The organism is Streptomyces sp. NPDC050743 (assembly GCF_044456925.1).
Lineage (GTDB): Bacteria > Actinomycetota > Actinomycetes > Streptomycetales > Streptomycetaceae > Streptomyces.
In genome coordinates this window covers 1-5,442 of sequence record NZ_JBITGJ010000231.1, presented here as the reverse complement: position 1 = coordinate 5,442, position 5,442 = coordinate 1, and the positions used below count along the sequence as shown (strand labels likewise).

The following is a 5,442-nucleotide window of genomic DNA, read 5'->3' as shown; positions in this document are numbered from 1 at the left end:
CGGCACCAGGGCGTGACCACGATCAGCACACCCACCACCGGCCACAAGCCGCGAGGAGCAGCACTGGGCGCAGGATTCCATCTCCACGCTCATGCTTCCCCGCCCAGGTGGGCAGAACCCGTGTCAGACCTCACGGTCCGCATGGGATCGCTTAGCTGATTAGAGACGCTACGTCAGTCGACGGCAAGACACCCTGACGAGGGAGAACTCCATGGCCAGCAGGCCAGCAGGCCAGCAGGCCAGCAGGCCAGCCGACCAACGAGGCTCGGGGCGCTTCCGATCTAGGCTGGGCCCGTACAGCCGCCCTCTGGAACTGGAGTTCTCATGCGTGTCTTCGTCGCTGGCGCCACCGGCGCTGTCGGCAGTCTGCTGGTCCCGATGCTGGTTGCGGCTGGGCACGAGGTCACCGGGACCTCACGGTCCCTGGCCGGGATCGAGCGGATCAGAAGCCTCGGAGCGACGGGATTCCAGGCGGACGCGCTCGACGCGGAGAGACTGCGGCACGCGGTCTGCGCGGCAGCACCTGAGGTAGTGATCCACCAGCTCACCGACCTCTCCGGCGCGGACGGGGCAGCAAACGGCCGAATACGCCGAGAGGGTACCCGGAACCTGGTGGAGGCCGCGAAGGCGGCTGGGGTCGGCCGGATCGTCGCACAGTCGATTTCCTGGGCGTATGCGCCGGGCGAAGGCCCTGCCGAGGAGGTGGTACCGCTCGACGGCACGGAAGCTCAACCCCGAGCCCGGATGGTGGCCGCCGTCAGGGCCTTGGAGGAGACGGCGGCCGAGTTGGAGACTGCGGTCTTGCTCCGGTACGGCCTGTTGTACGGGCCCGGCACCTGGTACGCACCGGGCGGCGCTTTCGCGGCGGCCCTGGCGGGCGACTGGTCCGCGCGCTTCCTGGGGAGCACCGCGGTGAACGACGCGGTGAGCTCCTTCGTCCACGTCGCCGACGCGGCAGGCGCCGCGCTGGCCGCGCTCGACTGGCCAAGCGGACCGGTCAACATAGTGGACGACGAGCCCGCCCCCGCCCACGAGTGGCTTCCGGCCCTGGCCAAAGCCCTGGGCGTGCCCGCACCCGGCCCGGTGGTGGGTCGGCAGGAGTGGGAGCGCGGTGCTCTCAACGCGCTTGCTCGAAGCCGGGGTTGGCAGCCCGAGTGGCCGACCTGGCGGACCGGTTTCGCCGCCCAGCGCGACATCCTGTGAGTCCTCCAGAACCCTGCTGAGGTCCTTCACCACCACCAGCTGCGCGGCCTCGCGGACTCGCTTCTGTCCCGCCCGACTGCCCGAGCCGGGCCGTTGCGCGACGACTTCCTGCGCCGCTCCGTGGACTACGGCGCCCGCGCGCGGCTGGTGGTCGGCCGACTGCGGGACCGGGCCGAAAACGACGCGGGGACCGACCCGAGCACCGTCACTCTGGGCCGTGACCTGGCCCTGTGTCTCCTCGAGCCGCACCTGGCACACGCTCTCGCCTCCAGTGGCGCAGTCGAATGGCCAAGGAGCGCACACTCCATGATCGAGAACCGCTCCGAGGAAGCCCTGCGGCTGCTCGACACGGTGTGCGAGCGATCCCTGATCCTGGTCGCCTTTCCATACGGGCCCCGGCGGCTGATCGCCCTGCGGCCGCGGGCCGATGAGACCCCCGCGCTACGGGCCGCGCCCGAACTCCTGGACGTGGTCGGCTGGGAGAACCTTGGCGAACCGGTACGGATCTTCAGTGTGCTTTCCGACGAGGCGCTCAAGGAAGCGACTGAACTGCTGACACTCGACGCTCTGCGCACTTCCCCCGCCTCCCGCCCGCCACGGCCGAAGACGCCGGGCTCCTTCTTCGACCTGCCCTGTGCGGACCTGCCCGCCCGCCTCGCCGACGCCGCCCTGGCCGGCGAGGCGCTGCCCATTGCCCCCGACGACGGTCTCCTTCTGTGCGACCCCGACTGGCTCTCCTCCGATGGGACTTAACGACTCAGTGGCGAGCCTGAGGCAACGCACCCACTTGCCCGATCGGCTGATGCCACCTCGACGTCAACCTTGGATGTTCCCCGTCACTGACACATACGCCATGCATCTCACCAGCTCATGGACGACGTGAACACTGCAGCGCGTCGTCGGCTCGGGCGCGTGACCGCGGTGGCGCGACGAGGCGCCGGCCGAAACGCCCCGGCGCTTGTTCCGGCCGGGTCGGTTTCGAGTTCGGCCGGGTGCCGCGATCCACAGGAGTTGCCGGCCACGGTGCACGAGCTGGAGGACGAGGATGTCCGGCCCGGCCCTTACACAGCCTTCGGCGGTGCCGCAGAGGTGCTGTGTGGCCTGCCGCTGGGGTCCTGGGCGCTGGTGACCTCGAAATAGGAGCACCGGGTGCGTGGCCGTTTCCTGCGGACGGGCCTGCTGGTGCCGGAGCTGATCGTGGACGCGGCCGCTGTTGGAGGACAAGCCCTCTCCCGTTCCGTATCTGAGGGCTGCCACGCGACTCGGTGCCAAGCCGGGAGACAACGGGAGTTCGAACAGCGGCGTTCTTGCCGAGTTAATACTGCAGCCGTAGATCGCGATCTTCATGTGTGGGCGGTTCGGCGCTGGTAGTAGCTTGTCTGGGATCGGGCCTGGTGGCGGCGTCGCCAGGCGGACCAGCCGAGCCGGTGGGCGGTGTCCTGGACAGGCCGGGCAACGAGCGTGGTGAACAGGCGTTGGATCTCGTTGCAGGTGAGCCGTATGAGGCCGTCGGGTGCTGGGTGGCGGGCGTGTTCGTCGGCTCGGACGACGGCGAGGAAGGCGTGCGCGAGCATGGCGAGGGTGACCCACCGGGACCAGGACGGGTAGCGGCGGACCTGGTGCTCGTCCAGGCCGGCCAGGCCCTTGCCGGCCTTGAAGAACTCCTCCACTCGCCACCTTGATCCAGCGACGCGCACCAGCTCCGTCAGCGGGACCGGCGCGCGTGAGTAGCAGCGGTAGTAGGCGAGTTCGCCGGTGCGGTGATTGCGGCGGATCAGCAGCTGGCGGATGCCCGGCCGGGAGTCGGCCAGGTCGATGACGGCCCAGTCGTAGTAGCGGGGACCTTTCGCTCCGGCCCCGGCCGACAGCTTCTGCCAGGCCCGCCGGGGCACCTTCTTTGCCAGGGCATCCGCGCGGAACTTCCCTGCGGCGGTGGTGACTTCGTGCGAGCAGGCCACCGCGAGGACATAGCCGGTGCCGCGTTCCTCCAGCGCGGTCCGCAGGTGCGGGTTGCCTCCGTAGACCTCGTCGGCCGCCACCCACGCGGCCCGGTGGTCGGCGTCCAGGAACCGGGTGACCATGCGCGTGGCCAGTTCCGGCTTGGTGGCGAAGGAGGTCTCCTCGGGCAGGCCCGCGGCCCGGCAGCGGTCGTGGTCGGCGGTCCACGAGCGCGGGACGTACAGTTCCCGGTCCACGGCCGTGTGGCCGCGCCGACCGGCGTAGACAAGGTAGACCGCGACCTGGGCGTTTTCGATTCTGCCGGCGGTGCCGGTGTACTGACGCTGGACGCCGACCGTGCCGGTGCCCTTCTTCACGTCGCCGGTCTCGTCGACCACCAGCACAGCCTGGTCATCGTGCAGATGCTCCACCACGTATCCGCGCACGTCGTCACGGACGGCGTCGGCGTCCCACTTGGCCCGCCCCAGCAGGTGCTGCATGCCGTCCGGGGTGGTCTCCCCGGCCCATTCGGCAATGGTCCAGCAGTTCTTGCGCGGCAGATCCGACAGCAGCCCGAGCACCAAGCGCCGGACCCGGCGTCGGGGTTCGACCCGCTTGAACCGGCCCGCGATCCGGCCCATCAGGCCCTCGAACGCCTCTTGCCATCGAGCAGGGTCTACGCTGTGACCTGCGGCCACCGCATGATCTTCAGTCTTCACACACCGATGATCAACGGTGGCCGCAGCCATTCCGCAGCCGGGCCACCGGCAAGATCGCGGTCTACGGCTGGAGTGCCAGGTCGCGCTGATACCAGGTGCCCGGCTTACCACCGAGGTCGGCCGGGTCTGCCGGGCCGACCGGGACGAACCCGGCCTTGGTCAGCACCCTCTGGGACGCGGCATTGGCGTGGGAGGTGGCTGCGCGCAGTGCGCGCAGCCCGTGCCGTGCCGCCGCCAGCTGGCACAACTCCCGGAGGGTCGCGGTCGCAACGCCGCGGCCGGCGACATGCTGCGCGACCCGATAGCCGAGGTTGGCAGTGCCGTCTTTGAAGTCGTACAGGTTGAACCGGCCCAGAATCGAGCCGTCCGTGGCGACCAGCACGTAGAAGGCGCAGCCGCCGGCCTCTTGCTCGGCCAGCATGGCGCTGTGCCGGTCGGCGAACTGGTCGTAGAACTCGTCGCCTCGGTCAGAGATCGAGGCAGCGAAGTAGGCGCGGTTCGCCAGTTCGAAGGCCAGGACCGCCGGGGCATGACCAGCATCCAACTGCTTCAGCTCGGGCACGGCGCGACTCTACCCGGACCGCGCGCCGAGGCCACCTGAGTTTCCATCAGCGGCAGACAGCCCCAAGACCATGGCACATCACGATCTACAGCTGGAGTATTAAGCGGATCGACGGTCTTTCTGCGGGTAAAATCGAAGAATTCTCTGGGGTGAGAAACTGTTGTGAAAGCACACTCGGCATTCGAGTGACATGCGCGCTTTCCATGAGCTTTCGAAGGGGCAGGCGTGCCGACCGGCCGTATACGGCGCCGCGTCGGGCCGGGCGCGAACCCGTGCGTCCGAGAGGGGTGGAACCCCTGCCCGCCGCCAAGTCGACCGATATCACGATTCCCGCGCGTCACACGCTCGCCTCGCCCATTGATGGTTAGTGTTCTGATGATGAATCAGTTAAATCGGCGTCGACGCGGAGAGACAACATGCTCAGGGGATTCAAGAACTTCCTGATGCGGGGCGACATCGTCGTCGTGGCGGTGGGTTTGATCGTCGCGTTGGCACTCAGCACCCTCATCAAGTCGTTCACGGACAACGTGATCAACCCAATCATCGCGCGGGCGCAAGGGGGCCGGAACTTCGGGCTCGGGTGGCAGCTCGGGCGGCCCGCGAACAAGGCGACCTTCCTCGACATCGGGTCGTTCATCTCGGCGGTCATCTACTTCGTCATCTTCATGGCCGTCGTCTACTTCCTGATCGTCGTGCCGTACAAGAAGTTCCAGGCCCGGCGCGGTGTGGCCGCCTTCAAGGAACCCGGCGCGGTGAAGACGTGCCCCGCCTGCCTCTCCGAGGACATTCCCGCCCAGGCGAGCAAGTGCCGGCACTGCGGGACGGAACAGCGCGTGTCGGGCACGCCGCCCCACCCGTAGCCCGCACCCAATGCGCCAACGGACGTGGCAGTGTCGACTTCCCGCAGCCGCCCTCTTTCGCACTGCCACTGAGCCTTTCCCGGTAAGCGATCATGCCTGTGTGTGATCGTTTAGACGGTGCGGTCGTATTCGAGCTGGAGCAGGACGAGGGCTGCGGCGG

5 protein-coding genes and 1 pseudogene are annotated in these 5,442 nt (G+C 68.4%); 4 read left to right on the top strand and 2 right to left on the bottom strand.

Annotation, left to right across the window (positions count from 1 at the left end):
- The first annotated feature begins 324 nt into the window (after positions 1 to 324).
- The 3 genes and pseudogenes from ACIBJF_RS51890 to ACIBJF_RS51880 all read left to right on the top strand — a co-directional run.
- Entirely contained in the window at positions 325 to 1,203 is an 879-nt protein-coding gene (locus ACIBJF_RS51890; protein ID WP_399184875.1) for an NAD-dependent epimerase/dehydratase family protein, read from the top strand.
- A 93-nt stretch (positions 1,204 to 1,296) separates the two neighbouring features.
- The gene (locus ACIBJF_RS51885; RefSeq protein WP_399184874.1) at positions 1,297 to 1,956 is read left to right on the top strand and encodes a hypothetical protein; all 660 of its coding nucleotides are present in this window, start codon (positions 1,297 to 1,299) and stop codon (positions 1,954 to 1,956) included.
- 240 nt (positions 1,957 to 2,196) lie between these two features.
- Positions 2,197 to 2,485 (top strand): annotated as a pseudogene (locus ACIBJF_RS51880) (phosphatase); the annotation flags it as partial.
- Positions 2,486 to 2,546: 61 nt separating this feature from the next.
- Here ACIBJF_RS51880 and ACIBJF_RS51875 read toward each other — a convergent pair.
- Entirely contained in the window at positions 2,547 to 3,782 is a 1,236-nt protein-coding gene (locus tag ACIBJF_RS51875; RefSeq protein WP_399184876.1) for an IS701 family transposase, read from the bottom strand.
- A gap of 139 nt (positions 3,783 to 3,921) precedes the next feature.
- The gene (locus tag ACIBJF_RS51870; RefSeq protein WP_399184873.1) at positions 3,922 to 4,422 is read right to left on the bottom strand and encodes a GNAT family N-acetyltransferase; all 501 of its coding nucleotides are present in this window, start codon (positions 4,420 to 4,422) and stop codon (positions 3,922 to 3,924) included.
- A 416-nt stretch (positions 4,423 to 4,838) separates the two neighbouring features.
- On the opposite strand from ACIBJF_RS51870, the gene ACIBJF_RS51865 reads away from it, so the two are divergent.
- On the top strand, positions 4,839 to 5,282 hold the full coding sequence (locus ACIBJF_RS51865) for an MscL family protein (protein WP_365335708.1): 444 nt from the start codon (positions 4,839 to 4,841) through the stop codon (positions 5,280 to 5,282).
- Positions 5,283 to 5,442 lie beyond the last annotated feature (160 nt).

Excerpts from the sequence above, each read along its gene's own strand:
- ACIBJF_RS51875 (WP_399184876.1), bottom strand. The coding sequence starts at position 3,782 with ATGGGCCGGATCGCGGGCCGGTTCAAGCGGGTCGAACCCCGACGCCGG.
- ACIBJF_RS51865 (WP_365335708.1), top strand. The coding sequence starts at position 4,839 with ATGCTCAGGGGATTCAAGAACTTCCTGATGCGGGGCGACATCGTCGTC.
- ACIBJF_RS51890 (WP_399184875.1), top strand. The coding sequence starts at position 325 with ATGCGTGTCTTCGTCGCTGGCGCCACCGGCGCTGTCGGCAGTCTGCTG.